Source organism: Synechococcus sp. CC9902 (genome assembly GCF_000012505.1).
Taxonomy (GTDB): domain Bacteria; phylum Cyanobacteriota; class Cyanobacteriia; order PCC-6307; family Cyanobiaceae; genus Parasynechococcus.
Genome location: NC_007513.1, coordinates 1,249,972 through 1,276,438, shown reverse-complemented (window position 1 = coordinate 1,276,438; position 26,467 = coordinate 1,249,972). Strand labels below are relative to the sequence as shown.

General features: G+C 55.8%; 26 protein-coding genes and 1 tRNA gene. 15 read left to right on the top strand and 12 right to left on the bottom strand.

Features of this window, described 5'->3' with window-relative positions; genetic code table 11:
• Positions 1–42: 42 nt before the first annotated feature.
• Positions 43–2,064 carry an acetate--CoA ligase gene (gene acs / locus SYNCC9902_RS06615; RefSeq protein ID WP_011360107.1) on the top strand — a complete coding sequence of 674 codons (2,022 nt, stop codon included), beginning with the start codon at positions 43–45 and terminating at the stop codon, positions 2,062–2,064.
• Between the two features lie 19 nt (positions 2,065–2,083).
• Here the strand turns inward: acs and SYNCC9902_RS06610 are convergent, their stop codons facing one another.
• Together SYNCC9902_RS06610 and SYNCC9902_RS06605 are read right to left on the bottom strand one after the other, a co-directional pair.
• Entirely contained in the window at positions 2,084–2,809 is a 726-nt protein-coding gene (locus SYNCC9902_RS06610; RefSeq protein ID WP_011360106.1) for a DUF1350 family protein, read from the bottom strand.
• A 3-nt stretch (positions 2,810–2,812) separates the two neighbouring features.
• Positions 2,813–3,268 carry a peroxiredoxin gene (locus tag SYNCC9902_RS06605; RefSeq protein ID WP_011360105.1) on the bottom strand — a complete coding sequence of 152 codons (456 nt, stop codon included), beginning with the start codon at positions 3,266–3,268 and terminating at the stop codon, positions 2,813–2,815.
• 85 nt (positions 3,269–3,353) lie between these two features.
• Between SYNCC9902_RS06605 and SYNCC9902_RS06600 the strand changes: the two genes are divergently transcribed.
• From SYNCC9902_RS06600 to pstS, 3 genes are all read left to right on the top strand, one after another.
• Positions 3,354–4,211 (top strand): 3'-5' exonuclease, encoded by an 858-nt coding sequence (locus tag SYNCC9902_RS06600; protein WP_041425038.1) that lies wholly within the window; start codon positions 3,354–3,356, stop codon positions 4,209–4,211.
• A gap of 107 nt (positions 4,212–4,318) precedes the next feature.
• Positions 4,319–4,621, top strand: a complete 303-nt coding sequence (locus SYNCC9902_RS06595) for a hypothetical protein (protein WP_011360103.1) — start codon at positions 4,319–4,321, stop codon at positions 4,619–4,621.
• A 32-nt stretch (positions 4,622–4,653) separates the two neighbouring features.
• On the top strand, positions 4,654–5,664 hold the full coding sequence (gene pstS / locus SYNCC9902_RS06590) for a phosphate ABC transporter substrate-binding protein PstS (RefSeq protein ID WP_011360102.1): 1,011 nt from the start codon (positions 4,654–4,656) through the stop codon (positions 5,662–5,664).
• Positions 5,665–5,869: 205 nt separating this feature from the next.
• On the opposite strand, the gene SYNCC9902_RS06585 is transcribed toward pstS, so the two are convergent.
• The 6 genes from SYNCC9902_RS06585 to SYNCC9902_RS06565 all read right to left on the bottom strand — a co-directional run bounded on the left by SYNCC9902_RS06585 (position 5,870) and on the right by SYNCC9902_RS06565 (position 9,369).
• A tRNA-Pro gene (locus SYNCC9902_RS06585) sits at positions 5,870–5,943 on the bottom strand.
• A 14-nt stretch (positions 5,944–5,957) separates the two neighbouring features.
• Positions 5,958–6,296 carry a hypothetical protein gene (locus SYNCC9902_RS06580; RefSeq protein ID WP_011360101.1) on the bottom strand — a complete coding sequence of 113 codons (339 nt, stop codon included), beginning with the start codon at positions 6,294–6,296 and terminating at the stop codon, positions 5,958–5,960.
• A gap of 67 nt (positions 6,297–6,363) precedes the next feature.
• Positions 6,364–6,540 carry a hypothetical protein gene (locus SYNCC9902_RS12485; RefSeq protein ID WP_156771092.1) on the bottom strand — a complete coding sequence of 59 codons (177 nt, stop codon included), beginning with the start codon at positions 6,538–6,540 and terminating at the stop codon, positions 6,364–6,366.
• A complete protein-coding gene (msrA, locus tag SYNCC9902_RS06575) occupies positions 6,537–7,250 on the bottom strand; it encodes a peptide-methionine (S)-S-oxide reductase MsrA (RefSeq protein ID WP_011360100.1) in 714 nt (237 codons plus the stop codon). The genes SYNCC9902_RS12485 and msrA overlap by 4 nt, the downstream gene beginning before the upstream one ends.
• Before the next feature lie 24 nt (positions 7,251–7,274).
• The gene (locus tag SYNCC9902_RS06570; RefSeq protein WP_011360099.1) at positions 7,275–7,538 is read right to left on the bottom strand and encodes a hypothetical protein; all 264 of its coding nucleotides are present in this window, start codon (positions 7,536–7,538) and stop codon (positions 7,275–7,277) included.
• Between the two features lie 67 nt (positions 7,539–7,605).
• Positions 7,606–9,369 (bottom strand): ABC transporter ATP-binding protein, encoded by a 1,764-nt coding sequence (locus SYNCC9902_RS06565; RefSeq protein ID WP_041425035.1) that lies wholly within the window; start codon positions 9,367–9,369, stop codon positions 7,606–7,608.
• Between the two features lie 136 nt (positions 9,370–9,505).
• Between SYNCC9902_RS06565 and trpD the strand changes: the two genes are divergently transcribed.
• The 8 genes from trpD to SYNCC9902_RS06520 all read left to right on the top strand — a co-directional run bounded on the left by trpD (position 9,506) and on the right by SYNCC9902_RS06520 (position 19,937).
• Complete coding sequence (trpD, locus tag SYNCC9902_RS06560; protein WP_011360097.1) at positions 9,506–10,561, top strand: anthranilate phosphoribosyltransferase; 1,056 nt, start codon at positions 9,506–9,508, stop codon at positions 10,559–10,561.
• Positions 10,562–10,589: 28 nt separating this feature from the next.
• Positions 10,590–11,741, top strand: a complete 1,152-nt coding sequence (gene carA, locus SYNCC9902_RS06555) for a glutamine-hydrolyzing carbamoyl-phosphate synthase small subunit (RefSeq protein WP_041425426.1) — start codon at positions 10,590–10,592, stop codon at positions 11,739–11,741.
• A 31-nt stretch (positions 11,742–11,772) separates the two neighbouring features.
• Positions 11,773–12,159: an STAS domain-containing protein gene (locus SYNCC9902_RS06550; protein WP_011360095.1), complete on the top strand. Its 387-nt coding sequence runs from the start codon at positions 11,773–11,775 to the stop codon at positions 12,157–12,159.
• Positions 12,156–12,587: a Mini-ribonuclease 3 gene (locus SYNCC9902_RS06545; protein ID WP_011360094.1), complete on the top strand. Its 432-nt coding sequence runs from the start codon at positions 12,156–12,158 to the stop codon at positions 12,585–12,587. The genes SYNCC9902_RS06550 and SYNCC9902_RS06545 overlap by 4 nt, the downstream gene beginning before the upstream one ends.
• Positions 12,584–14,542 (top strand): 23S rRNA (guanosine(2251)-2'-O)-methyltransferase RlmB, encoded by a 1,959-nt coding sequence (rlmB, locus tag SYNCC9902_RS12895; RefSeq protein WP_011360093.1) that lies wholly within the window; start codon positions 12,584–12,586, stop codon positions 14,540–14,542. Before SYNCC9902_RS06545 ends, rlmB begins: the two co-directional genes overlap by 4 nt.
• A gap of 57 nt (positions 14,543–14,599) precedes the next feature.
• Positions 14,600–14,845: a DUF1816 domain-containing protein gene (locus tag SYNCC9902_RS06530; RefSeq protein WP_041425422.1), complete on the top strand. Its 246-nt coding sequence runs from the start codon at positions 14,600–14,602 to the stop codon at positions 14,843–14,845.
• 27 nt (positions 14,846–14,872) lie between these two features.
• Positions 14,873–16,348, top strand: coding sequence for an Asp-tRNA(Asn)/Glu-tRNA(Gln) amidotransferase subunit GatA (gene gatA / locus SYNCC9902_RS06525; RefSeq protein ID WP_011360091.1), 1,476 nt, complete (start codon positions 14,873–14,875; stop codon positions 16,346–16,348).
• Between the two features lie 70 nt (positions 16,349–16,418).
• A complete protein-coding gene (locus SYNCC9902_RS06520) occupies positions 16,419–19,937 on the top strand; it encodes a DNA polymerase III subunit alpha (protein ID WP_011360090.1) in 3,519 nt (1,172 codons plus the stop codon).
• A gap of 177 nt (positions 19,938–20,114) precedes the next feature.
• On the opposite strand, the gene SYNCC9902_RS06515 is transcribed toward SYNCC9902_RS06520, so the two are convergent.
• From SYNCC9902_RS06515 to ruvA, 3 genes are all read right to left on the bottom strand, one after another.
• Positions 20,115–20,528, bottom strand: a complete 414-nt coding sequence (locus SYNCC9902_RS06515) for a PAM68 family protein (RefSeq protein WP_011360089.1) — start codon at positions 20,526–20,528, stop codon at positions 20,115–20,117.
• Between the two features lie 12 nt (positions 20,529–20,540).
• The gene (gene rpsO, locus SYNCC9902_RS06510; protein ID WP_011360088.1) at positions 20,541–20,810 is read right to left on the bottom strand and encodes a 30S ribosomal protein S15; all 270 of its coding nucleotides are present in this window, start codon (positions 20,808–20,810) and stop codon (positions 20,541–20,543) included.
• Between the two features lie 76 nt (positions 20,811–20,886).
• Positions 20,887–21,531, bottom strand: coding sequence for a Holliday junction branch migration protein RuvA (gene ruvA, locus SYNCC9902_RS06505; protein WP_011360087.1), 645 nt, complete (start codon positions 21,529–21,531; stop codon positions 20,887–20,889).
• Here ruvA and SYNCC9902_RS06500 point away from each other — a divergent pair.
• Positions 21,503–22,027 (top strand): hypothetical protein, encoded by a 525-nt coding sequence (locus tag SYNCC9902_RS06500; RefSeq protein ID WP_011360086.1) that lies wholly within the window; start codon positions 21,503–21,505, stop codon positions 22,025–22,027. The two genes, ruvA and SYNCC9902_RS06500, sit on opposite strands and share 29 nt — an antisense overlap.
• Positions 22,028–22,244: 217 nt before the next feature.
• Here the strand turns inward: SYNCC9902_RS06500 and SYNCC9902_RS06495 are convergent, their stop codons facing one another.
• Entirely contained in the window at positions 22,245–23,153 is a 909-nt protein-coding gene (locus tag SYNCC9902_RS06495) for a DMT family transporter (RefSeq protein ID WP_011360085.1), read from the bottom strand.
• Positions 23,154–23,206: 53 nt separating this feature from the next.
• Between SYNCC9902_RS06495 and dnaG the strand changes: the two genes are divergently transcribed.
• The gene (gene dnaG, locus SYNCC9902_RS06490) at positions 23,207–25,267 is read left to right on the top strand and encodes a DNA primase (protein WP_011360084.1); all 2,061 of its coding nucleotides are present in this window, start codon (positions 23,207–23,209) and stop codon (positions 25,265–25,267) included.
• 878 nt (positions 25,268–26,145) lie between these two features.
• Positions 26,146–26,397 carry a hypothetical protein gene (locus SYNCC9902_RS06485; RefSeq protein WP_011360083.1) on the top strand — a complete coding sequence of 84 codons (252 nt, stop codon included), beginning with the start codon at positions 26,146–26,148 and terminating at the stop codon, positions 26,395–26,397.
• The last annotated feature ends 70 nt before the right edge of the window (positions 26,398–26,467 follow it).

The following is a 26,467-nucleotide window of genomic DNA, read 5'->3' as shown; positions in this document are numbered from 1 at the left end:
GTTCAACGGCATTCGACGGATTGATAAGCGTCTGCAAGAACCATGGATCTGCTCCTTACCCTGAGCGATAAGCGCCTCGTTCAGCCTTCCTTGACGAACACCAACACATCGATCGAAAGCGTGCTGCAGGAGCAGCGTGTGTTCGAACCTCCCGCGAGCTTTTCTGCAGAGGCTTCGATTAGCAGCCTTGAGGCTTACAGGGCCATGGCCGATGCGGCGAAGGCTGATCCGGACAGCTTTTGGGGAGACGCCGCCCGTCGCGAACTGCATTGGTTTGAGCCATTTCATACAGTTCTGGATTGGAGCGATGCCCCCTTCGCCCGCTGGTTTGAGGGGGGCACCACCAACTTGTCGTTCAACTGCCTCGATCGGCATCTTGAGGGCCCTACGGCCGACAAGACAGCGCTGATCTGGGAGGGAGAGCCTGGTGATGTGCGTCGCTTCACCTATCGCGAACTGCATGCCGAGGTCTGTAAGGCTGCCAATGCCCTGAAGGCCATGGGCCTCGGCAAGGGCGACTTGGTGGCGCTTTACATGCCGATGATCCCGGAAGCGGCGATTGCGATGCTCGCTTGTGCCCGTATTGGGGCGCCCCATTCCGTGGTGTTTGGAGGCTTCTCGGCCGAAGCGTTGCGGGATCGGTTGATTGATGGCGAGGTGAAGGCGGTGATCACCGCCGATGGCGGCTTCCGAAAAGACAAACCTGTTTCGCTGAAGCCAGCCGTCGATGCTGCCCTGGCCGATGGGGCCTGCCCAACCGTTCACTCCGTGTTGGTGGTTCAGCGCACCAAGCAGGACGTGACGATGGTCGAGGGGCGCGACCAGTGGTGGCATGACTTGGTGTCGGGCCAAAGCGACGCCTGTGTGGCTGAACCGATGGCAAGTGAAGACCGCTTATTTGTTCTCTACACCTCTGGTTCCACAGGAAAACCCAAGGGTGTGGTGCACACCACGGCTGGATACAACCTTTGGGCGCATCTCACCTTCCAATGGATTTTTGATTGTCGCGACGACGACGTGTTTTGGTGCACAGCCGATGTGGGCTGGATTACAGGGCACAGCTACATCGTTTACGGCCCCCTTTCCAATGGAGCTACAACGGTGATGTATGAGGGCGCCCCACGTCCCTCGAAACCAGGGGCGTTCTGGGAGTTGATTCAGAAGCACGGCATCACGATCTTTTACACCGCACCAACGGCGATTCGGGCCTTTATGAAGGGCGGACGTTCGGTGCCCGATCAGTTCGATATGTCCAGTCTTCGTTTACTGGGCACTGTCGGGGAGCCGATCAATCCAGAAGCTTGGATGTGGTATCGCGACGTGATTGGTGGAAACCGTTGTCCGATCGTCGATACCTGGTGGCAAACCGAAACCGGTGGAGTGATGATCAGCCCCTTGCCTGGGGCAACGCCAACCAAACCAGGTTCAGCGACCTTGCCCTTGCCTGGAATTCAGGCCGACATCATTGATGCTGAGGGCAACAGTTGTGGCGATGACGAAGGGGGCTATCTCGCGGTGCGTGCTCCTTGGCCGGGAATGATGCGCACGGTGCATGGCAACCCCCAGCGTTTCCGGGAGAGTTATTGGGAGCACATCCGTCCAGCGGATGGCTCCTATCTTTATTTCGCTGGCGATGGCGCTCGCCGCGATGCCGACGGCTACTTCTGGGTGATGGGACGGGTTGATGACGTCATCAATGTGTCCGGACATCGCCTGGGCACGATGGAAATCGAATCAGCTCTTGTAAGCCATCCCGCCGTTGCAGAAGCTGCGGTCGTGGGGCGTCCAGATGATCTCAAGGGGGAAGGCATCGTCGCCTTCGTCACCTTGGAAACGGGTCGGGAAGGCACCGCTGAACTCCAAGCTGAATTGCGGAAGCATGTCGGTACAGAGATCGGACCGATTGCCCGTCCCGATGAAATCCGCTGCAGTGATGCGCTTCCAAAAACCCGCAGTGGAAAAATCATGCGACGGATTCTGCGTGCTCTCGCCGCTGGCGAAGAGGTCACCGGAGACACCAGCACCCTCGAAGATCGCTCCGTGCTCGATCGTCTACGGGCTTAAAAACCGGTCGTGGGCTGATCTAACAAGCCCACTCGCCAATGGTTTGCGTGAGGCGGCGGATCACCTCGACCCGTTTTGGGTCATCCGCCCATGCGCCAAGCAGGCTCCGGCGTAATCCGGCACTGGCCGGCGTGAGGTGATCGCCGGGCAACTGCAACACTTCGGTGTTGTCGGTGCTGCGCTTTTTTAGAGCTTCAAGGAGGTCATCGCTTTGGTCGAGCTCGTCGCGACCGAACCGCACCACGAGATTGCGCTCTTGGATGTAGTGACGGGTGATCAGCCGAAGGGTTTCTTGCGGGCTCGGACTGAATTCCGTTTCGACCCCAAGCCTTGGTGCAAGTTCACCAAGAAGCGGGATCGATCGATCTGCCTGGAAATTGTTGAAGCTCAGGGCCACCAGGCCATGGCTGCCACGGCCTCCATCTGGGGCGAGGAGATGCAGCTTGCATCCAAGGCTGTGTCCCAAACGCAGAGGAGCGGTGAGCACTCCACAGCGATCCTCTAATTGTCGCCGCGACTGACGGAAGGCCATCCAGGCCTCCTTCGCCTGGCTTTGGTGATCAAAGCCAGGCACATAGGCCCAAGCATGGATCGCAAGGCCTGCGTCGCAAAGATCTTCGAGAATGCGTCGGTAGCTCACCTGCGGCGTGGCCGCGAGGTAACTGCCACCAATGAACTCAATCAGTCCCTGGGGCTGCCTCGGCCGGAGTTGCCAGATGCTTCCTTGCTGTCGCCAACTTTGCATCGCTCAGGACTGCAATTCCTTGAGGACACGTTCGGCTTCTCGAACATGGGCAGGGCCGTCCAGGAGATTGCTGAACGTGTGGCGAATCACCCCCGTTGTGTCCACCACATAGGTCACCCGTCCGGGCAGCATTCCTAAGGCCTTGGGCACACCCATCTGGCGTCGGAGGGCGTTGTTCCGGTCGCACAGAAGAGGGAACGACAGGGAGTGGCGTTCGGCAAAACGACGATGACTCACTGCATCGTCTCCACTGACACCCCAGACTTCGGCGTTCAGCGCCGCAAAATTGCTGCTGTTGTCCCGGAAACTACAGGCTTCTGCCGTGCAACCTGGCGTGTCGTCCTTGGGATAGAAAAAGAGCACCAGCCAGCGGCCTTGCACGGATTCGGAGGAGCGTTGATCTCCGTTTTGATCCTCAACACTGAAGTTGGGTAAGCGATCACCGATGCCGAGGCCCATGGTTGTTTGTGAGATGTGAATGACCTTAGGCAGCTTTTGCAGTCCACCGGGCTCCAGAATCAACGTCGGGACTGGATTTCTGGGGATGGCTGATCAACTGGATCTGCTGGGTGGATTGCAACCCACAGTGCGCGCAAGTGCGCCCGAATCAAACCCGCGTGCAACCGCACCGACTTCTCCACTTGAGGACAGCCAGGCTGAGGAGAGCGAATCCCAAGCACCGTCACCAGAGAGCGTCGTCCCGAGGACGCTGTTAATCCTCGATACGGAAACCACCGGCTTGGAGCCTGAAAACCATTGTTGCGTCGAGGTGGGCGCCATTTTGTTTGATGTGCAATCCAGGGCTGTCTTGGCGCAGCAGTCCTTTTTGTTGCCAGCCGAGACCAATGCCGCCGAGCCGATTAACCGCATCCCAGCCGCGGTGACCCGCCTTCCGCAGCCTTGGAAACAAGCGCTTCTTTGGTTCCAAAACCTTTTAGATGCTGCTGATGTTTTGGTGGCGCACAATGCTGCCTTCGATCGCCAATGGTTCGGGCGAGGCGAGTTACCGACGGTGACCCAGCCCTGGTTGTGTTCCATGGAGGACATGCGCTGGCCAGCTGATCGGCAATTGCGTTCACGGCCTTCGGTGCGAGATCTCGCGTTGGCCTACGGGGTTCCCGTGTGGGCGGCCCATCGGGCTCTCACCGATTGCATTTACTTGGCGGAAGTGTTTGCCCGTTGTGACGACCTGGAACAGCTCTTGCTCCAAGGCTTAGAGCCACGGAAATTGGTACGCGCCAAGGTGTCGTACGACGACCGCCAGCTCGCCCGTGATGCGGGCTTCCGCTGGAATGACCCGATCAAAGGGGCCTGGGCTCGACGGATGAGCGCTCGGGAGATCCAAGAGCTGTCGTTCCCCGTTGTGCCTGTGGATTTGGAGGCCGGAGACAGCAAAACCTGATCCACTGTTCAATCTCCTCCGTCCAATCTCCTCCGTATTTGCTTCATCACTCCGAAGCGACTGGGTTGTTTTGCGCCGACTGAATCGAGCCCCAGCAATCTGAATGCATGACCTGCTTCCGGCACCATCAGCAACGACCACTCCGTTCAAGGCTGCGGCACTGGCAGCAGGTGCGGACGTGGGCTCGGCTGATTCGTGAGGCAGAGGCGCTTTGGCATGTCGACGTCCGTGCCCTGCGCCGGATTGGAGCCCTCGAGTTATCCCAGTTGCTGGAAGAGGTGCCCCCGGAGCATCGCCAACGGGTGAACCGTTGGCTGCACTGCTACTCCACGTCCACACGGTTCACACCCGTCGCTACGGGTGTCACCTCTGATTCCGCGATCCTTGATCATTCCTTAAACCAGCCATAACGGAGCATGCGACAGCATTAATTACTCTGGGGATGTTCAAGCCTTGGACGTCATTCATGACTGCTACGCATCGGGTTCTGGCTCGCGTTTCGCTGGTCGCGTGTTGTGTTGGCCTTGCCGCGTGCAGTGGCAACCAAGCTGTAAAACGCTTGAACGGGGCTGGTGCAACGTTCCCAGCAAAGATCTACCAGAGCTGGTTTGCTGATCTGGCCCAATCCGGTGGATCCCAAGTGAACTATCAAGCGGTTGGCTCGGGTTCAGGCCGTCGAGCCTTTTTGGATCAAACCGTTGATTTCGCAGCATCGGATGATCCAATCAAGGCAGTTGATCGTGACCAGGTTGAACAAGGTGTGGTTCAAATTCCAATGGTGGGTGGAACCATCGCATTCGGATACAACAAACCTGGTTGTGATTTAAAACTCACGCAGCAGCAAGCTGTTCAAGTTGCCATTGGCAAGATCACGAATTGGAAAGATCTTGGTTGTGAAGCTGGAACCATGACCTGGGTGCATCGTTCCGATGGTTCTGGCACCACCAAAGCTTTTACGAATTCCATGCAGGCGTTTTCACCTGAGTGGTCCCTCGGCACGGGTAAGTCTGTTCAATGGCCTGTGGGGGTTGGTGGCAAAGGAAATTCTGGCGTTGCAGGTGTGATTGAAAACCGTGAGGGGGCGATCGGATATGTGAATCAGTCTTTTATCAAAGGAAATGTTGTTGCCGCTGCACTTGAAAATAAATCAGGTGAGTTTTTAAAGCCTTCTGTTGAGTCTGGAGCGATTTCATTAAACAGCATCCAACTTGATCAATATCTTGCTGGTACAAATCCAAACCCAACCAATAAAGGTGCCTATCCAATCGCGACCCTCACATGGGTATTGGCCTATGAAACAGGCAACGGCGATAAAACATCGGCTATTAAAGATGTACTGAATTACATGTTGTCTGATGGTTCCCAAGACAAGGCGCCTTCCCTTGGATTTGTTCCTCTAAAGGGGGATATCTTGAAGGCTTCTAAAGCTGCTGTTAATAAGATTGAAAAATAATTGGTTTCAAAGAAAGGTGTGAAAAAGCTTTCTTTATTTCACTATTGATTTCTTCAGGTTTCGAAGTCTTTGGTTGACGCTTGCTGATTTTTTGAGCTGGCTAAAAACTGATAGGAGCGCTGGGTTGTTTGATTAGCCAAATAAAAAGCCACCCCCATTGCTGGTAGGTGGCTTCTTGTTGAGGTTTGGACGGTCGATTCAAAAATCGGAGCGGCGGGATTTGAACCCACGACCCCTACTACCCCAAAGTAGTGCGCTACCAAGCTGCGCCACGCCCCGTCAAATCAAAGTTATCACAGTGCATTCCGGCGTCTGAGTCTGCGCAGGAGCCGTGAGTTCAGTCGAGTGCGGGTGTCCATGGCGTAGTGCAGAAGACGCATCTCGCGCGCCAAGTTGCGCATCTCGCTGAGGTTCATTGAAGCCAATCGAAGTTCAGGCAACGTCCGCCAGGCCCGAGCTCGCATCGGTAGCGAATCGACCCCATTGATTTGCCCAAAGTTGATGGTCCCGTCGGCGATCCACTCAGGAATCAGCACAACCAGAACAGCAATGAGTCCGTACAGCTCAACCAATCCCCTCGGAAGTGGATGCAGGCGCCGTTGCTCTGAATGATCAGGTCGTTGCGCACTCACTGGGTTGTTCGAGGCGCTCTAGTTATTCCACGATGGCATCGCTGCATCAATTTGCCCCCCGATTGATTCAGATGGCCAACGACTTTGTCGGTTGGTCGGGTTGGTCTCGCCAGAGCAAACCAGGCTCTCGCTCTTGTTCTGGCTTCACAGTCAGTAGAACCAAACCAATCACCACAACCAAGGTGAGTGCAATGGCAGCCAAAGTTTGACGATCGGACAATTGATTTGGCAAGTGTTCTGTCAATGGAGCGAAATTGGGCTGTTGTCGCCGCGAAGAACGCAGTGCTGAATGCTCCAGTCGTAGTTGTCCCACACCTTGTTTGGGAGTTTGTAGGCAGCGCCAGAAAAATCCGCCAGCAATGCCTGCGTCGGCATCGCTGAGCAGTAGGGGCGGCTGCCAGGCTTGGCGAGGTACTGCTGGTGGTATTCCTCGGCAAAGAAAAACTGTTGATCCGCCAAGATTTCGGTGGTGATCGCTCCGAAACCGCGCTGGTTCAATTCAACTTGGTAGGCCTCTTTACTCGCATTGGCGAGGAGCAATTGCTGCTCAGTTGTGGTGTAGATCGCTGAGCGGTATTGGCTGCCTGTGTCATTGCCTTGGCGATTCCCTTGGGTTGGGTCATGGCATTCCCAAAACAATTTCAGGAGATCGCTGAAATCGATCGCTGGGCTGCTCCAAACCACCCGAACAACTTCCGTGTGGCCAGTGCGTCCTGAACACACCTGGTTGTAGGAGGGATTTTCAACGTTTCCGCCGGCATAGCCCACAGCCGTACTAACCACACCTGGTAAGCGCCAAAAACCCTTTTCGGCGCCCCAAAAACATCCGCAGGCAAACACCGCTTCCTCTTGGTCGTCCAACAGTGGAGCCCGAAGAGGTGTCCCCAACACGGCATGGACCGAAGCATTTTTTTGCTCGTCACTGCCGCCGGGAGACAGCCAGGAAGGAAGCATGGTGAATCGGTTGTGGACCCGAGCCTAAGCAGCCTCTTCTTTTTCGGTGACTGGCTCCAGCTGAATGTGGTTCAGCAGGGTGGTCACAAAGGCAAACAGTAAAAAAGGAAGGCTGAGCACAAGGATCAAACCAACGCCCACCAGGGCAAATAGGGGACGTGATGACCCCATTAGCGCCAATCCAGCAGCAAGGCTGACAAAGATCACCACCATCCATGCCAAAACTTGGCCGTAGATATCTCCGAAGGAGAGCGTGCAGCGCATCGCGAGGGGGGATCCGGCTGTCATCACATTCAGTCGCCTTTCATTAGCTAAGCCCCGAACGGCGTATTTGGCCGGCCCGTGTCCTACTTCTTTAAGAAGCCATCGCGTCGAGCTCTTCCACCGCTTGCTCTCGTTCCCACAGACGGCGATAAACGCCAGCAACCTGAATCAGTTGATTGTGATGCCCTTGTTGAACGATTTGACCGTTGTCCATCACCAGAATCCGATCGCAAGCAGCAGCTGCTGAGAGTTGGTGGCTGATCATCACAATCGTTCGCCCATCTTGCGCACGTATGGAGTCGAGAATCGCTGCGGCCGTGTTGTTATCCACGCTGGCGAGGGCATCATCCAGCACCAGAACTGGGGCATCCACCAGGAGCGCGCGACCGAGGGCCGTGCGCTGGCGTTGCCCTCCACTCAACGTGATTCCCCGTTCTCCCACGATCGTCTCGTAACCATCGGGGAAGCCTTTGATGTCGTCGGCTAATCGGGCTTGGGTTGCTGCCGTTTCCACTTGAGTCGTGTCGGCCTCCGGCTCCCCGTAACGGAGGTTGTCCGCCAGGGTGCTCGTGAACAGAAATCCCTCCTGGGGAACGATGCCCACGTCGTGGCGAAGCTCCTGTAGGGCGAGATCGGTGATGTCGACTCCATCGAGGAAGAGTTCTCCTTCCGCCACAGGCACCATCCGTCCGAAGGCCCTGGCCAGGGTTGTCTTCCCACAGCCAACGGCGCCAACAACGGCCACCAACTCGCCTGGTTCGATCGTGAACGTCAGTCCGTTGAGGGTGTCGCGATCAGCCCCCTCGTAGCGAACTTTGAGATTGTGAGCTTCGAACCGTCCGCGGGGCTGATGCTCCTGCTTGGTAATGGAGGTTGTGGAGGGTCGGTCCTGGATGGCTGGTTCGCGTTGGAGAAGTTCTTCCACACGCTCAAGACTCACTTGACCGGTTTGAAAGGTGTTGAGCGTGAATCCCAACAGCGCCGTGGGGAAGACCAATTGCTCGACGTAAATAATCAGAGCAACCAGTCCGCCGATGCTGAGCGTTCCTGCTTCGAGTTGGCCGCTACCGATGGCGAGGAGTAGCAGCAGCGAAATCGAAGAAATTCCCTCTAAAAGAGGAAACAGCGTGCTGCGGGTTCGTGCGAGGCGGATCGCACTGTCGCGATAGCGCCGGTTTCGCCCTGAAAAAGCATCCTGTTCGGATGCTTCTTGTCCATAAATTTTGATCGCACCGATCCCGGACAAATCCTCCTGAATCAGGTTGCTTAACCCTGCGAGTTCCTCTTGTTGAGCCCGCTGTTGGCGCATCATTCGACCACCAAACAACCGCACCGTGCCCAGCATCAGGGGGTAAAGCCCAACAGCTGCCAGGGTGAGTTTTGGATCAATCGCCAGCATCGCCGGCAAGGTCATGGCGTAAGCCAGCAGCGTGTTGGTGAGGCTGAGAATCGCGAACCCCAGCAAGCGGCGGATATTTTCCACATCGCTAGTGGCCCGGCTGATCACTTCACCGCTACCGGTGGTTTGAACCCAGTTCGGCTCCTGCCGCAACATGTGTTGAAACAAACGTTGTCGTAGATCCACTTCCACCTGGCGTCCGATCCCAAACACCAGCTGGCGTGAGATCAAGCGAATCACCGCCATCGTCGTGGTGAGCACCACGATCCAGCCCGCTTGCCGGAGGATCCCTGTGTATGAAAACCCTTGCTGTAACTCGTCGACGACATTTCGAACCTCAAGCGGAATGGTGACCCTGAGGAAATTGACGAGAACCAGCGCGATGGCTCCGATCACCACCGTTTTTCGATGGGGACGTAAATAACGGCCGATCAGATCAAGACGGAATGCGGCCATGCGTAGGTCCGTTTGGTTGATCAACCTAGGCATTTGCCCAAGCAACCCTGGCAAGCCCCTGGTGGATTGGTAATAGTGGAGAAGTCCCCATCACCTGGCCCGGCGTGCATCGCACCCGGGTTTTTTTCTGGCTGTCATGGCTGCAGTGCCCTCCACGATTTCTTGGCCCCAACGTCTCGAGCAGCTATTGCAGGGGCAGGATCTTTCGGCCTCTGAAGCATCGTCTTTGATGCAAGCGTGGCTGGCGGAGGAGTTGTCTCCTGTTCAAACGGGTGCCTTCCTTGCCGGGTTGCGTGCCAAAGGGATGGTGGCTGATGAACTGGCCGCGATGGCCTCAGTGCTGCGTGGGGCTTGTCCGCTGCCCTGTGATCGCCCAAATTTGGCAATGGTGGATACCTGTGGCACGGGAGGAGACGGGGCTGACACCTTCAACATTTCCACAGCCGTGGCTTTCACCGCTGCCGCCCTCGGGGTGAATGTGGCCAAACATGGCAATCGCAGTGCGAGCGGCAAGGTGGGCTCTGCAGATGTGTTGGAAGGCTTAGGCCTCAACCTCAAAGCCCCGCTTGCCTCCGTTGTGGAGGCCATCTCCACAACGGGAGTCACCTTTTTATTTGCTCCGGCATGGCATCCAGCTCTGGTGAACCTGGCTCCCTTGCGTCGCAGTCTTGGCGTTCGCACTGTGTTCAACCTGCTGGGCCCTCTGGTGAATCCTCTTCAACCTCAGGCCCAGGTGCTTGGGGTAGCCCGAGCTGATTTGCTCGATCCGATGGCTGGAGCCCTCGACCAACTGGGGTTAGACCGCGCCGTAGTCGTGCATGGCGCTGGCGGTTTGGACGAAGCCTCCCTGGCAGGAGCGAACGAATTACGCATGGTCGAAGCAGGAAAACCGATTGCGACACGCTTTGTCTCTCCAGACGACTTAGGGCTGGCTGCTGCACCGCTCGAGGCATTACGGGGTGGCGATTTGGCAGACAACCAGCGGATTCTTGAAAACGTCTTAAAGGGTGAGGCAACTCCTGCCCAGATTGATGTTGTGGCTTTCAACACGGCCTTGGTTCTCTGGGTGGCTGGTGTGGAACTCGATCTGAAAGCAGCCGCTCGACGGGCGTCAGACACACTCCGCGACGGTCTGCCTTGGCAAAAACTTCAGGACCTGCAACGGGCCTTGTCCCATGGAAATGGACAATGAATGGCAGATGAGTTTGTCTGCGGTCCAAATGCCTGATTCCCCATCCGGCGAAGCGCACCTCGTACTCGCCGATGGCACTGTCCTGAGCGGTGTGGGTTTTGGACACCGCGGTACAGCGGTTGGAGAGGTTGTTTTTAATACAGGGATGACTGGCTATCAGGAGGTCTTGACCGATCCCTCCTATGAAGGTCAGTTAGTGACTTTCACCTATCCCGAGCTTGGGAATACCGGTGTGAATGCCGATGATCAGGAGGCTGACTCTCCCCATGCTCGTGGGGTCATCGCTCGGCAGTTGGCACCCAAATTCAGCAATTGGCGCAGCCAGGATTCCCTTGAATCTTGGATGGATGCCCATCAATTGGTGGGCATTTGCGGCGTCGATACGCGCGCCCTCGTTCGCCATCTCCGTGATTGCGGTGCGATGAACGGTGTGATTTGTAGTGATGGCCGCAGTCCGGCTGCTCTGCTCGAAGAGCTGCGGACCGCTCCTTCGATGGAGGGATTGAATCTGGCAAGTCGTGTTTCGACGAAAGAGTCCTATCGCTGGACCAATGCTTGTCGCGTCGACTTTGATCAGCGCCTACACAACAACCCCAGTCGACCGTTCCACGTGGTGGCGATCGACTTTGGAATCAAGCGCGCCATTTTGGATCGTCTTGTGGCCCATGGTTGTGAGGTCACGGTTCTGCCGGTGGATAGCGATCTCACCACGGTTCGCTCCCATCAGCCTGATGGTGTTTTTCTCTCCAATGGTCCTGGTGATCCGGCCGCTGTAACCCAGGGCATTGCATTGGCCAAGGATCTTCTTCAGGAACAAAATCTTCCGCTGTTTGGAATCTGCCTTGGGCACCAGATTCTTGGTTTGGCCTTGGGGGGGTCCACCTTCAAGCTCGCCTATGGCCATCGCGGCTTGAATCATCCCTGCGGGACCACTGGACAGGTGGAGATCACAAGCCAAAACCACGGATTCGCTTTGGACGCGAATTCCCTTGCATCAGATCAGATCGAGGTCACCCATTTCAATCTCAACGATCGAACCGTTGCGGCCATCGCCCACCGTGAGAAACCCATCTTTGGTGTTCAGTACCACCCAGAGGCAAGTCCTGGTCCCCACGATGCGGACCATCACTTTTCCCGTTTCGTGGCCTTGATGACTGAACGGCGCACGGTGGGTGGTTGATCACTGAAACCATCCCTACAATTCGTGCCGAATGCCCGAGGGGCCTGAACCCATCAGCGAGCTTCAACGACTCACCGTTTCACTGCGAGGCGGGTTTGAACAAAAGGATCGATGTCTGGTGTTTCATTTCACTGGGCAACTTGATGCGTATTCCGAAAAACAGTTTTCCGAATACGCATCCGATGTGTTGAAAGCCAACAAACTTCCGGCGTTGTTCGATCTGAGCAAGATCGACTTTGTCGATTCGTCTGGCTTGGGTGCCCTTGTTCAGCTTGCAAAGCAGTGCACCGATGCCAAGCGGGCCTTTCAGCTTGTGGGCAATACGCGGGTAGCGCAAACCATCAAATTGGTGCGACTCGAGGAGTTTTTACACCTGGTGAATGACGTGCCGACAGCTCTCAGTAACTTGTCGGCTTGAACGATTGGATTCGAGCCCAGGTTGGCCGTGGTGGTGCCGACAAGTTGGGGCCGCTTCAGTTGGCTTGGATCGGTGATGCGGTTTGGGAGCTTCACCAGCGTCTTCGTCTGGGGGCACGTCCAGGACGATCCGATGCGCTGCATAAGGCTGTCGTGGCAGAGGTTCGTGCTGATGCGCAGTCGAACCTTTTGGCGTGGCTTGAACAGCAAGGTTTGCTCCACGCGGAGGAGCTCGATCTGGTCCGACGGGGTCGCAACAGTGCCGGGCGCGGTCCTCGGCGAGCTGATGCGGCTGTGTATGCAAGGGCCACAGGGTTTGAGACAATGGTGGGCTGGCTGTTTCTGAACAATCCAGTCCGGCTGGCTGAGCTCCTCGATCAACTGGAGATGGCCGGATCCAATTCGATAACCCCGCCCCCAACTCCATGAGCCCTCGCTTTGAACGTCGTTCCGGCGGCCCCTCCCGCGATGGTCGCCAGGGAGGGGCTAACGGTGGTCGCTCGTCTGGAGGACGCCCGCCTTCGTCAGGAGGACGCCCGCCGTCATCTGGTTATTCCAACCGGGATTCCGACAGCAGATCGCCGCGGGGATATGACGATCGCCGACCGTCGAGGGAGCGCCCGAGCGGTGATCGCCCATACGGGAATCGACCATCCGCCAGCCGTTCATCGAATGAGCGGTTTACGAACGACCGTTTTTCTCGCGATCGCGGCTCCTCTGATCGGTCCTTCAGCGACCGCGCATCGAGTGACCGCTCTTCAACTGATCGCTACTCAGCAAACCGCTCATCGGGTGATCGGTTTTCGAAGGATCGCTTCTCCAGTAACCGTTCGCCCAGCAATCGTTTCCCGAGAGAGCGACCCTCTAGTAACGGTCCATCAGGCGACCGTCCTTATGGACGCCGGGATGGCTCTGCATCGCGTTCCTATGGCCAGAGAGGGCAGGAGGGATCGCGTCCCTATGCACGCCGCGATGACCGCAGAGATGACCGCCGCGATGACCGTCGCGATGATCGTGCTCCGCGCTTTTCAGGACGCCCTGATGACGATGGCAAGCGTTCCTATGAGCGCCGTGATGACCAGGGCACGCGTTCTTCAGCTCCAAATCGGTTCCGTTCGGATCGCCCGGCCCAAGGACGCTTCCGAGATCGCTCTGAACGATCACCAGATCGATACCGTTCCGGTGATGAGCGTCGCCAGTCGTCCCCAAGGCCCCGCTTTGGCGACTCGGGTCCCCGCTCCCAGCGTCCCAATTTGCAGCCCGAGGCTGAAGCCTCGACGCCGCCCGCAGATGATTTGATTTGGGGGCGCCACGCTTCCCAGGCCGCCCTGGAATCAGGCCGCCCGATCCACAGGATCTGGTGCACGCCAGAGATGCGCAGTGCTCCGAAATTTCTTCAATTGCTTCGTGAAGCCAAAACCTCGGGTGTCCTGGTGGAAGAGGTCACCTGGGCACGTCTTGCGCAAGTCACAGGTGGCTCTGTTCACCAGGGCATTGCGCTCCAGACCGCCGCTGCAGACACCTTGGATCTCAGTGCCCTCATCGAGGGTTGCTCCGAGCTTGGTGAGCCCCCCTTATTGCTTGCCCTCGATGGGATTACGGACCCCCACAACCTTGGTGCCGTCGTCCGGTCTGCCGAGGCGATGGGGGCCCATGGTCTTGTTTTGCCACAACGTCGGAGTGCAGGCTTAACGGGCTCTGCCGCCAAAGTGGCTGCGGGTGCGATGGAGCACCTACCTGTTGCGCGTGTCGTCAATCTCAATCGCTCCCTCGAGAAGCTCAAGGATTCGGGCTACAGGGTGATCGGCCTCGCCGCCGAGGGCGACGTCACGCTTATGGATGTGGATCTAGAGGGTCCGCTCGTGTTGGTGACGGGTTCGGAAGACCAGGGTCTGTCGTTGCTGACGCGGCGCCACTGCGACCAATTGGTGCGAATTCCCCTGCGTGGCATCACCCCCAGCCTGAATGCCTCAGTGGCAACCGCACTGTGTGTCTACGAGGTGGCTCGCCGCAACTGGATGAAAGACATTCATGGTCAGGCTCCATCACCGCCGATTGTGCGTCCCCAGATGAAAACGCAAGAGGTGTCTCCCCCAGCCCCTCCTCTGTCTGAACCGCCTGTGGGTGAAACGTCGAACACTGATCCGTCGAACACTGATTCATCGAACACGGAAGTATCAGCATCTGACCACGCAAGCGAAGACAACGCATCGCTCCATCAACAGCTGTCTGATTCGCCGGGTTCTGACCAGTCAGATTTGATGAAAACGGAGTCTCCTCAAGCGGATTCCAGCCCCCCTGCACCCACGATTGAGCTTGAATTATCTGGCTCTAAACCTGAACCAGACCTTCAGTTCGATCAGAGCATCAAGCTTTCCCCATAACTGATGAGCTCATTGGCCTCTTCACAGGTCAAAATGGCCTTACTCACCTTTGCCCCAATGAGCCCACTGATCCGGCCACTGCGAAGCCTCGCCAATGGCCTCGGTGTTGCTTGGTGGGCACGGATCCAAACATCTGGGCCAGATGTCACCTACTGGTTCGGTCCATTCATCACCAAATCAGGCTTGGAGTCACAGTTATCCACCTTCTTGGACGACATCAATTCCGAGCATCCCCAGTCCATCAGCCATTCGTTGCTGCGCACGCGAAGGGGTGAACCCTTAACCATCACCAGTGAGGGGTGACAGACGGCTGATAGCGTCGGCCCTGCAATGGATCGCAAGACCATGACGATCAGCGCGTGGCGTCAGCAACTGCAGAACGGTGATATTTCATCCCGTGAGCTTGTTGATCAGCACATCGAAAGGCTGGAAACTGCTGAACCGTCCCTCAGTGTTTACAACGAGATCACGGTTGAGCGAGCTCGGGCCGATGCGGATCGCATCGATGCTGCCCGTGCTGCCGGTGAATCGCTGGGTCCACTAGCCGGCTTGCCGCTGGCGATCAAGGACAACCTCTGCACGCGAGGTGTGCGAACCACCTGTTCAAGCCGAATGCTTGAACATTTCGTTCCGCCCTATGAGTCCACCGCTACGGAGCGTCTGTGGCAGGCCGGAGGGGTTCTGGTTGGTAAAACCAACCTCGATGAATTCGCGATGGGTGGCTCGACTGAAACCTCGGCGTTTGGTGCAACGCACAACCCTTGGAATCTCGACCACGTCCCAGGCGGTAGCTCTGGTGGCAGTGCGGCGGCGGTTGCCTCCGGCAGTTGTATTGCATCGCTGGGTTCTGATACCGGCGGATCGATCCGTCAGCCAGCGTCCTTCTGCGGTGTTGTTGGCTTGAAACCCACCTATGGCCGGGTGAGTCGTTGGGGCCTGGTGGCGTTTGCGAGCTCCCTCGATCAAGTGGGTCCTTTTGCAACCTCCGTGGCCGATGCGGCTGAGCTGTTACAGGTGATTGCTGGGCCCGATCCGCGCGATTCAACCTGTCTGAACGTTGAGGTTCCCGACTATTCAGCCGGTCTGAACCAGTCGATCAAGGGGCTGAAGGTAGGGGTGATCAAGGAATGCTTTGACGCCAAGGGGCTGGATGGCGAAGTCAACGCATCTGTGCGGGCCGCAGCCGCGCAGCTTGAGGCCCTTGGCGCTGAATTGGTTGAGGTGAGTTGCCCTCGGTTTAACGACGGCATCGCCACGTATTACGTGATCGCTCCTTCAGAGGCATCGGCCAATTTGGCTCGTTACGACGGCGTGAAGTACGGCTTCCGGGCTGCGGATGCGGAGAGTTTGGCAACGATGACGTCGAGCAGTCGGGCTGAAGGCTTTGGTGAAGAGGTCCAACGGCGGATCTTGATCGGTACCTATGCCCTGTCCGCTGGATATGTCGATGCGTACTACAAGAAAGCCCAGCAGGTGCGCACGTTGATCCGCCGCGATTTTGATGCCGCGTTCCAATCGGTTGATGTGCTGCTCACCCCTACGGCGCCCTCTCCCGCCTTCAAGGCTGGGGCCCACAAAGATGATCCTTTGGCGATGTATCTGGCGGATCTCCTAACGATCCCAGTCAATTTGGCTGGTTTGCCTGCGATCAGTGTTCCCTGCGGTTTTAGTCAAACGGGGCTGCCCATCGGTGTGCAGTTGATTGGCAATGTGCTCGATGAGGCGCGTTTGCTCCAGGTTGCCCACCAATACGAACAAGCGGCTGATGTGTTGTCCCAACGCCCGAAGGCACCATTGGTGCCTTAAAAAGCGCCAGATGTGGTGGTTGGTAGTGCAGCGATACGCTTGATCTTGCGTTGGGCTCTAATCTGGGTCCATGGCATTTGTTCCCCTCCACAACCACAGCGATTACAGCCTGCTTGACGGGGCCTCGCAGTTGCCGTCGATGGTGGAAAGGGCGAAGGAGCTGGGCATGCCCGCTATTGCGCTCACCGATCACGGTGTGATGTATGGCGCGATCGAGCTGCTCAAGCTTTGTAAGGGAACCGACCTAAAGCCAATTATTGGCAACGAGATGTATGTCATCAATGGTTCGATTGATGATCCTCAGCCGAAAAAAGAGAAGCGATATCACCTCGTTGTGTTGGCAAAGAATGCCATCGGGTATCGCAATCTGGTGAAGCTCACCAGCATTAGTCATCTGCGTGGCATGCGGGGCCGTGGAATCTTTTCCCGGGCATGTGTCGATAAAGATTTACTCCAGCGTCACAGCGAAGGCCTCATCATTGCCACGGCTTGTCTCGGAGGAGAGATTCCCCAAGCGATTTTGAGAGGTCGTCCTGAAGTTGCCCGCGATGTTGCCCGCTGGTATCAAGACGTTTTCGGAGAAGATTTTTATCTAGAAATCCAAGACCACGGATCTCCTGAAGACCGAATTGTCAATTCCGAAATCGTCAAGATTGCCGAGGAACTCGATATTCAATTGGTGGCGACAAATGATGCCCACTACCTCACGAAACAGGATGTGGAGGCGCACGATGCGCTCCTATGCGTACTAACCGGAAAGTTAATTAGCGATGAAAAACGGCTTCGCTACACCGGTACGGAATATATCAAGACAGAAGAAGAGATGGGCCGTTTATTTACGGATCATCTAGACCCTGATGTTGTCCAAAAGGCCATAACGAACACCGCCAAGGTGGCGGAGAAAGTTGAGGACTACGACATCCTCGGTAAGTACCAAATGCCTCGCTTCCCCATTCCCGATGGGCACACGGCAGTGACCTATCTCCGTGAGGTGACGCTGCAGGGGTTGCGTGACCGACTGGAGCTCAAGTCCGACGATCCAATCGCTGAAAACTATGCCGACCGGATGAGCCATGAGCTTGAAATCATGGAACAGATGGGCTTCCCCACCTACTTCCTCGTGGTTTGGGATTACATCCGTTTTGCGCGAGAGCAGAACATCCCAGTGGGGCCTGGTCGGGGGTCTGCGGCGGGCTCCTTGGTGGCCTACGCCCTAGGGATCACCAACATCGACCCGGTGAGCAATGGCTTGCTGTTTGAACGATTCCTCAATCCAGAACGGAAGTCGATGCCTGACATCGACACCGATTTTTGTATCGAGCGTCGCTGTGAAGTCATCGATTACGTCACTGAACGCTACGGGGACGACAAAGTTGCCCAGATCATCACGTTCAACCGGATGACATCCAAGGCCGTCCTCAAGGATGTGGCCCGCGTGCTTGATATTCCCTATGGAGATGCCGACCGCCTCGCCAAGTTGATCCCTGTTGTGCGGGGTAAACCGGCCAAATTGAAGGCCATGATCGGAGATGAGTCACCCAATCCCGAGTTCCGTGAGAAATACCAGGGCGACCCTGTGGTGAAACGCTGGGTTGATATGGCCATGCGGATCGAAGGCACCAACAAAACCTTTGGTGTTCATGCGGCCGGTGTTGTGATTGCTGCTGATCCCCTTGATCAACTCGTGCCCCTCCAGCGCAACAACGATGGTCAGGTCATTACTCAATACTTCATGGAAGATGTTGAGTCGATGGGTTTGCTCAAGATGGATTTTCTTGGGCTGAAAAACCTCACAATGATCGACAAGACTCTGGAACTTGTTGAAGTTAGTAGTGGTACACGCATCGACCCCGACAAGCTTCCGCCCCAGGATGCCGATACATTTGCGTTGCTCGCTCGTGGTGATTTAGAGGGAATTTTTCAACTTGAATCGAGTGGCATGCGTCAGATCGTTCGAGATCTGAAGCCCTCCTCCCTTGAGGATATTTCATCGATTTTGGCCCTCTATCGGCCTGGCCCACTCGATGCCGGTTTGATTCCAAAATTTATTAATCGAAAGCATGGCCGCGAGGCGATTGATTTCGCCCACGAGATCCTTGAGCCGATTCTGAGTGAAACCTACGGAATCATGGTTTATCAGGAACAGATCATGCGGATCGCGCAGGATCTAGCGGGTTATTCCTTAGGTCAAGCTGATCTTCTGCGTCGGGCGATGGGTAAAAAGAAGGTATCGGAGATGCAAAAACACCGCGGCATATTTGTCGAGGGTGCGAAGAAGCGTGGCGTCGATGTGAAAGTTTCCGATGAACTCTTTGATCAGATGGTTCTCTTTGCTGAGTACTGCTTCAACAAGAGCCATTCCACTGCCTATGGCGCGGTGACCTATCAAACGGCATACCTCAAGGCCCACTACCCAGTGGCCTACATGGCGGCTCTGCTCACGGTGAATGCTGGCGCTGCCGACAAGGTGCAGCGCTACATCTCCAATTGCAATGCCATGGGGATTGAGGTGATGCCTCCAGATTTGAATGCCTCACTTATCGACTTCACTCCCAATGGCGATCGAATTTTGTTCGGCTTGTCGGCGGTTCGAAATCTTGGGGATGGTGCGATCCGGCGTTTGATCGAATCCCGTGAAAATGATGGTCCGTTCCGCTCCTTGGCAGATCTGTGTGATCGCCTGCCATCCAGCGTCTTGAATCGCCGTGGCTTGGAATCCTTAATCCATTGCGGAGCAATGGATGCCATGGATCCGAATGCCAACCGGGCGCAGTTGATGGCAGATCTTGATCTGCTTTTGGATTGGGCCTCCTCTCGAGCAAAGGATCGAGATAGTGGCCAGGGAAATCTCTTCGACCTTATGGCTGCCCCTGCGGAGGACGATGGTCCGACGGATCTCAGCATGGCTCCGAAGGCGGCGCCAGTTCCGGACTACCCCCCCTCTGAAAAGCTCAGATTGGAGAAAGATCTTGTTGGTTTTTATCTTTCAGATCATCCACTGAAACAGCTCACTCCTTCATCGCGTTTGTTGGCACCCATTGGCTTGGGTTCCTTAGAGGAGCAGCCGGATAAAGCCAAGGTTAGTGCGATCACGATGATCACTGAATTGCGTCAAGTAACCACGCGAAAAGGCGATCGAATGGCCATTTTGCAACTTGAAGATCTCACCGGTAGCTGTGAAGCGGTTGTGTTCCCCAAGAGTTATGCCCGATTGGCCGACCATCTGATGGCAGAAGCTCGCTTGCTCGTGTGGGCTGGCGTCGATCGACGCGATGAACGCGTTCAGTTGATCATTGACGACTGTCGCGCCATTGATGACCTCACATTGCTCCTTGTTCAGCTTCCCTCTGATCAGGCCAATGACATCGCTATCCAACACAAATTACGTGAATGTTTGACGCAACATCGTCCTGAGCGCGATGAGTTAGGCGTGAAAGTTCCAGTAGTGGCTGAGGTTTGTCTTGGAGACTCGGTCCGTTATGTGCGGCTTGGTGCACAATTCTGTGTTCGAGATCCCATCGCTGCTGTGCAAGCGTTGAATGATCAGTCGTTTACAGCGCGTTGTAGTGATCGGCTTGTGTTGGGCTGATTGCTAACGTTACGAGCTAAGTTTGCTGCAAGCGAAATATCCCTGCAAAAATAGTATTTTTTAACCATTGCTGGGGGTAGTTAAAATTAAATCTTTTGGAATTGTGTATTGAACTGTTCTTGCGATAATCGATTTGTGCGGTTCGGCAGAGACTTTCCCCCCTCTGATTTCGTCGCTTTATTGATCTTTTGAGTTTGCCTTTGTTTGCTTTTGCGCCCGAATCGATTCACGCATGCGTTGAACGTTTGGCTTGAAATTTTCGAATCCCAGAAGAGTTCCAGGTTCCTTGTCCCAGCTGGCCGTTAGAACCCCCACGCTCAAGCCAACCAAACCAAGAACAAAGAAAAAACCTGATCCAACCAACGTTGCTCCGGGCGGTATCTCGGCAAGATCTCGTGTCACAACGAAATAGCTGGCAACAAAGACGCCCATACCCGCAAGGGACGGCAATCCTGTGAACACGGCGACGCGACGGGCCATGCGGTCTGCGACGTAACGGGGAATGGCTTCTTGCTTCGTCCCAGCGGGTTCTTTTGCCGCTTTCCCTGAGCCTTTTGGCTCAAAGGGAAGCGGGCTGCGTTGCTCAGCCATGAGGAATCCCGATCAGCCGCGGATGCCCAGCTTGGAAATGGTCTCGCTGTAGCGCTGCTCGCTCTTGCTGCGCATGTAGTTGAGCAGACGCTTGCGGCGTCCAATCATCTTCAGCAGTCCCTGACGGGATGAGAAGTCGTGGATGTTGTTCTGAAGATGGCCGCTGAGGCGATTAATGCGCTCACTCAACATGGCCACCTGAACCTCAGCGGAGCCGGTGTCGGTGCCGTGGGTCTGATGGGTGTTGATCAGCTGTTGCTTTTCGGTGGTATCAAGCGACATGCGCGGGGGGCGGCCCTGTCATTACAAAAATGCATCCTACCGACTGATGGCCCCCTTTTCGTCGCGAAGTCCCCGATTAAGCGGATTCCCTGCTCAGCCATTGAAGACAGCTCCGTAGCCAACCGTCTTGATCGGTGCCTGAGGGCGGCACACCACTGGCTCCATCGGCAATAGCGCGTATGGCGCGGCGAATTTCGAGTTCGTCGTAGCCCAGGCTGATCAGCGTTGCCTCAACGTCCTCTCCCGCTTCGGGGATTTGCTCGGATGCCAGTCCCTCCACGAGGGATGGTTGGGGCTCGAGTCCGCCGAATGCCGCGATCGGGGTGCGCAGGTCGACGGCGAGACGCTCGGCCGTGCGTTTGCCGATGCCCTGGGCTTGGCAAAGCCGTTTGAGGTCTCCACCGCTAATCGCTGCGACCAATTCTTGTGGCTTGCATTCATGGAGAAGGGCTAAACCGGCTTGGGGCCCAACGCCATTGACGCCGATCAGAAGGCGAAACAGGTCCCGTTCTTGGCGAGAGGGGAAGCCAAATAAACTGCTGCCATCCTCCCGTTGCACTTGGTGGATCCAAAGGGTGAGTTCACTGTCAGGCTGGAGTTGTTTTTGATGGCGTGAGGTGAGTTGCACCTCATAGCCCACCCCCGCACACACCAGCAGCACTCCGCTGCGATTCCCCTGGGTCCAGCACTCCATGTGCCGTCCTTGCAGCCAGCCGATCATGGAGAAACGAATCAACCGCGTCATGTTGCCGCAGCTGTCTCCGTCTGTCCCGTCTCGAACCCATCTTGGCAATGGCCTTTGGCGCTTCTTCGCCCATGGGCTGTGCGTGCTTGTGCTGCTTTTGACGTTGACGGCTTGCAGCGGATCTCAGCCCCCCAGGGCTTTATTGAATGAAGCGCTCTCCTTACAGATTCAACTCACCCAAACGGCAATTTCAAAATCTTTGAATCTTCCGTCAATTTCGCTGGCCCCCAATGTCAGCCGTGTGCGCGTTGAGGAGCAAGAAGCCCTCAATCTTGGGGAGCAGAAGGGGCTTCGGGTGTCTGGCCGGTTTGATTGGCAGCTGCCAGGCGATCGCGTGCAGGTGGATAGTCCGTTTGAGGTTTACCTGCAGCGAGGTGAGCGTGGTGAGAGCTGGCGGCTGGCACGACCGAATGGACCAGACCAGGATCAACAGTCTTGGTTGCTGTATCCGCTAGGTCAGAGCAAGGCGTAGCGCCCATCGATTCAATGTTGGCTGCTTTGAATCGAGCTGTGTTTCGCTCTTTGGTTGAGATCGACCCGGATTGCTCGATCATCTGATTGATCAAGCATTTTTTGTTTGATTTATTTATTGGTCTGGATACGTCGATCCTTCATCCTGCAATTCTCAAGTTGTGAGGTCTACAAATATCTGAAAGGACAATCTTCGATATTGCCCTTGATACAAGCCTTCAAGTTGGTTGATTATTTTTTGCAGATAGGCTGATCATTGTTGCGATTAAAACGAGTCCTCCCCCGCCAATTTGCCAAAGGCTGATCGATTCAGAAAACCACAACCAACCCCAGCTCGCGGCAAAAACTACCTGGATGTAGTTGATCGATGTGGCCCTTGCTGCGGGGAGGCGACGCAGCCCATCCGTCACCCAGATTTGGCCTAACTGCGTGAACACGCCAATGCCCAGAAGCCATATCCACTCCATTCCCATTGGCCAAACCCCTGTTCCGATTACCCAGGGGAGGGTGATCGGAACAGAAATGAGTGGGAAATACAAAATGATCACCAGGGGGTGTTCGGTGGCCGATAACCGGCGCACACTCACATAAGCCAAGGCTGTGAATAGCGCACCCAAAATGCCGATGAGAGCTGGTATCAGCGGCAACGCTTGAACGTCACCGGTCAACCAGTCCGGTTGAACCACAAACGTGATGCCAACCCAGCCCATCAACACCGCAAGAACAATCCTTTTGCGCAGGGATTCGCCGAGCAAAAACAGGGCGGCGAGGGCGGTGAACGTTGGGTAGGTGTATTGCAACACCGTTGCAGCGGCGAGGGGCAGTTTTTCGATGGCCTGAAAAAAGCACAGCAACGCAATGCTCCCTGCGATCCCTCTTGCGAAGAGCAGCCCTCGGGCTTTGGCTGTGCCCCATGGCTTAACCCCCGCCAATCGCAAGCCCATCCCGGTGAGAGCCAGGCTGACGATCGCGCGAACGAGCACGATTTCAGTGACGGGGATTCGGCCATTCAGTTGCTTGACGCAGACGGTCATCAGACTGAAGGCAAGCGAACTGAGAATCAGGGAGCGGCTGCCTTTTGCCTGCTCACTGGCCCACCAAGGGGAGGCCGTCTGGTGGTCAGGCATCGGTTTCAGAATCGCGGGGTAGACGGTGTCCTGCGACTTCGCAGAATGGTGTGATGGTCAACGCCCGCTTACATCCACGAACGATCGAGGCCGTGAAGGAGCGGGCCGACATCGTTGACGTGGTTGGTGAGCACGTTGTTCTGAAGAAAAAGGGACGCGAGTTCGTCGGCATCTGCCCTTTCCATGACGACAGCAAACCGTCGATGACGGTGTCTCCCGCTAAACAGTTCTACTACTGCTTCTCCTGCGGGGCCGGGGGTAACTCCATCAAGTTTTTGATGGAGTTTCAGCGTCAGAGCTTCAGCGATGTGGTGCTGGATCTGGCGCGCCGCTACCAGCTACCGATTGAGACGGTTGATGGCCCGCAGCAGGAGCGATTACGCCAACAGCTCTCGCGTCGCGACAAGCTCCAACGCGCTTTGGCCCTCGCCTCTGGCTGGTTTCGTAGTCAGTTGCGGAGTCCGGCTGGTCAGGAGGCGCTCAACTACCTCACCGAACAACGTGGACTGAGTCCGGCCGTTCAGGACGCGTTCGAGCTGGGTTACGCCCCTGATCAATGGGATGGCCTGCTGAAGCATCTGCAGCAGGTGGAGGGACTGGCTCCGGAATTGCTCGAATCTGCTGGATTGGTGGTTCCTCGTAAGGGAGGTAATGGGTTCTATGACCGTTTTCGTCATCGCGTCATCGTGCCGATTCACGACCGTCAGGGGCGTGTGATCGGTTTTGGCGGTCGCAGCCTCGATGGCAGCGAGCCGAAGTATCTCAACTCCCCAGAAACAGAGGTGTTTGAGAAGGGAAAACACCTCTTTGGCCTTGATAAGGCATCCAATGCCATCCGAAAGGATGACCGCGCCGTAGTTGTTGAAGGGTATTTCGATGTCATCGCCCTTCACGCTGCCGGAATCACCAATGCGGTGGCGTCTCTCGGGACGGCCCTCAGCAGTCAACAAATCACCCAGCTGTGTCGCGTTACCGACAGCAAGCGCATCGTGCTCAATTTCGATGCTGATGGTGCTGGGGTTCGTGCGGCGAATCGAGCGATCGGTGAGGTGGAGCAACTCTCGCTTCAGGGCCAATTGGAGCTGCGGGTTCTCCACTTGCCCACGGGTAAGGATCCTGATGAGTTCCTCAAAGACCACGGCGCTGGCGATTACCGGGCGCTGTTGGATCAGGCACCGCTCTGGCTCGACTGGCAGATCGAGCAGGCCCTGGCTGATCGCGATCTGAGTCGTGCTGATCAATTTCAGCAAGCGGTCAGTTCGCTGGTGGCGTTGTTGGGGAAACTGCCTCAGTCGGCTGTGCGCACGCATTACCTCCAGCGGGTGGCTGAGCGGCTGAGCGGAGGTCAGGGACGCCTTGCCTTGCAGCTCGAGGAAGACCTGCGTCAACAAGTGAAGGGTCAGCGTTGGCATGGTCGATCCAGTCGTCATGAGCAGCCCGGTGAGATCAGCCAGCGGGAGCGGTCCGAAGCCGATCTTCTGCGGTTGTACCTGCACTGCCCTCGCCATCGGGCTGTGATTCGTCAGGAGTTGCGTCAGCGGGAGCTGGAGGATTTCGCCATCCAGCACCATCGCCATCTTTGGGCTGCCATTACGGAACTCGAGGAAACGAATCTGGGGGTGGGTCGATTGGAGGCGATTAGCCGTCGTGATGATGCCGGAGATGGTTTGGATGACCTGGATCTACCCCGTTTGTTGACCGATCAACTCCTGCTGGAAAACAGTGCTTTGGTCTCGCGTCTCACACCCTTGCTGGAACCGGGAGAGCTCCAACGGGTGTCGTTAGCCGAGCCGCTGGAGCTCTTGCGTGGCACAGCAGCGCTGTTGGAGCGTCAGAAAAGTTTGAAGCGCTGCCGCCATCTCTTGGAGGCATGGGGTGGGCAGCGGCTGCAAACGTTGGAGTCTTGTATCGCTGTGCTGATCGATCAGATTCAGCAGACCACAGAACCCCACGACACGACGGATATGGAGATGCGAATCCAGGCGTTATTCGATGATTTGAATCGTGATGCTCTGCGTTATCAAGAGCTTTATTACACCGAGCGTAAGCATATTTCTCATCTGGATGAGCAGCGTTGTGCGGGCTACTCCGCGGGTGAGCAGCTGCCGGCCTGATCAAATTTGATCGATCTAACCTGAAATGTGATTGCTATAACTGAGTTTTAGGGATCGAAAAGAATGCTTTTGTGGCTGAAACAAGCTTTTAACTAAGGGGCCAAGACCAGTGATGGGATGGTGTTTTGGCTGTCCTGGCTTGATGTCAGTCCATAAGGCGTTCGGTAAAAACTGGCACACCTAGTAGTGACTATCAGGGATAGAAATTGATTGGGCGCTTGGAAAGGCGTACCCCGACGCCCCACCTTTCACACGGGGGCGTTTTTTTTGGTCGATCGAAGCGGTCTTCAGTTTGATCGGTCAGAGAGTGATAGAGGTCGGTGAACTGAGAGCAACATTCACCCCCGACTCGCCATCACTCAATCAAAAATCAGAATGGCTGTCATCCTTTGCCTGGACTATGTCGTGTTTGCATCAGTCAAATGTGTGTGAAAGAGGCAGTAGGCGTGACCCCACCCACCAAAGCAAGCAACCACGCCTGATTGGTCTCCCTTTCACTTCAACATCATAGAGATGCAATGCCATTTCATCCTTGGCTCGCTGATCCCGACGCTGGGCCAGTCGTGCTTGGAATAGCCCAACCCACAACCCACCATTCTTCAGGAACAATCTTTATCTCTGTGCACACGGTCTTTTTGCTGGCCCTCTGCGATCGCGTCTATTGAATAATTGATGGTTCAAGTTTGCTCACGGCTGGAGACTTTGTGAACTACGATGACATCATCTATATAGAATGCTTAAATGAATGATCTGAATGATAGCAAAGATAGATTTATTCTTATGGGAACCTTGTTTATTGTTCTCTTTCTTTTCCTCCTGTAAAATATACTTGCATTAGCTATTAGTGCTCTCAGAAATGGTTGTTTTGTGTCTTGACGATGTCTGAATTTTTTGAAGCGATTTGGCATGGTGAAGGGATTGGTGATGGTGGCGACCTTGAGGAAGCACTCCAATCGTTTGTTGCGGTGAAGCCCGACGATGGTGATTGGGTTGCGGCTTGTGCTGCTGACGGTGCCCTGCCCCATGTGGAACGCTTTGCCTCGTTTGATGCATATCTCGATAACAAAGACGCTTTAGAAACCATTCCTGTTCAGGCTCAAATGATTGTTGACGCCTTGTCTGATCTCTAAGAACTAATTTGTTCGTCTTGTTGTGATTGCGGCGCTTCTAAATGTTGTCCTCCAGGAGGATTTCAACCGC

Excerpts from the sequence above, each read along its gene's own strand:
- acs (WP_011360107.1), top strand. The coding sequence starts at position 43 with ATGGATCTGCTCCTTACCCTGAGCGATAAGCGCCTCGTTCAGCCTTCC.
- SYNCC9902_RS06610 (WP_011360106.1), bottom strand. The coding sequence starts at position 2,809 with ATGCAAAGTTGGCGACAGCAAGGAAGCATCTGGCAACTCCGGCCGAGG.
- SYNCC9902_RS06605 (WP_011360105.1), bottom strand. The coding sequence starts at position 3,268 with ATGGGCCTCGGCATCGGTGATCGCTTACCCAACTTCAGTGTTGAGGAT.
- SYNCC9902_RS06600 (WP_041425038.1), top strand. The coding sequence starts at position 3,354 with ATGGCTGATCAACTGGATCTGCTGGGTGGATTGCAACCCACAGTGCGC.
- SYNCC9902_RS06595 (WP_011360103.1), top strand. The coding sequence starts at position 4,319 with ATGACCTGCTTCCGGCACCATCAGCAACGACCACTCCGTTCAAGGCTG.
- pstS (WP_011360102.1), top strand. The coding sequence starts at position 4,654 with ATGTTCAAGCCTTGGACGTCATTCATGACTGCTACGCATCGGGTTCTG.
- msrA (WP_011360100.1), bottom strand. The coding sequence starts at position 7,250 with ATGCTTCCTTCCTGGCTGTCTCCCGGCGGCAGTGACGAGCAAAAAAAT.
- SYNCC9902_RS06570 (WP_011360099.1), bottom strand. The coding sequence starts at position 7,538 with ATGACAGCCGGATCCCCCCTCGCGATGCGCTGCACGCTCTCCTTCGGA.
- SYNCC9902_RS06565 (WP_041425035.1), bottom strand. The coding sequence starts at position 9,369 with ATGGCCGCATTCCGTCTTGATCTGATCGGCCGTTATTTACGTCCCCAT.
- trpD (WP_011360097.1), top strand. The coding sequence starts at position 9,506 with ATGGCTGCAGTGCCCTCCACGATTTCTTGGCCCCAACGTCTCGAGCAG.
- carA (WP_041425426.1), top strand. The coding sequence starts at position 10,590 with ATGCCTGATTCCCCATCCGGCGAAGCGCACCTCGTACTCGCCGATGGC.
- SYNCC9902_RS06550 (WP_011360095.1), top strand. The coding sequence starts at position 11,773 with ATGCCCGAGGGGCCTGAACCCATCAGCGAGCTTCAACGACTCACCGTT.
- rlmB (WP_011360093.1), top strand. The coding sequence starts at position 12,584 with ATGAGCCCTCGCTTTGAACGTCGTTCCGGCGGCCCCTCCCGCGATGGT.
- SYNCC9902_RS06530 (WP_041425422.1), top strand. The coding sequence starts at position 14,600 with ATGAGCCCACTGATCCGGCCACTGCGAAGCCTCGCCAATGGCCTCGGT.
- gatA (WP_011360091.1), top strand. The coding sequence starts at position 14,873 with ATGGATCGCAAGACCATGACGATCAGCGCGTGGCGTCAGCAACTGCAG.
- SYNCC9902_RS06520 (WP_011360090.1), top strand. The coding sequence starts at position 16,419 with ATGGCATTTGTTCCCCTCCACAACCACAGCGATTACAGCCTGCTTGAC.
- SYNCC9902_RS06515 (WP_011360089.1), bottom strand. The coding sequence starts at position 20,528 with ATGGCTGAGCAACGCAGCCCGCTTCCCTTTGAGCCAAAAGGCTCAGGG.
- rpsO (WP_011360088.1), bottom strand. The coding sequence starts at position 20,810 with ATGTCGCTTGATACCACCGAAAAGCAACAGCTGATCAACACCCATCAG.
- SYNCC9902_RS06500 (WP_011360086.1), top strand. The coding sequence starts at position 21,503 with ATGTGCCGTCCTTGCAGCCAGCCGATCATGGAGAAACGAATCAACCGC.
- ruvA (WP_011360087.1), bottom strand. The coding sequence starts at position 21,531 with ATGATCGGCTGGCTGCAAGGACGGCACATGGAGTGCTGGACCCAGGGG.
- SYNCC9902_RS06495 (WP_011360085.1), bottom strand. The coding sequence starts at position 23,153 with ATGCCTGACCACCAGACGGCCTCCCCTTGGTGGGCCAGTGAGCAGGCA.
- dnaG (WP_011360084.1), top strand. The coding sequence starts at position 23,207 with ATGGTCAACGCCCGCTTACATCCACGAACGATCGAGGCCGTGAAGGAG.
- SYNCC9902_RS06485 (WP_011360083.1), top strand. The coding sequence starts at position 26,146 with ATGTCTGAATTTTTTGAAGCGATTTGGCATGGTGAAGGGATTGGTGAT.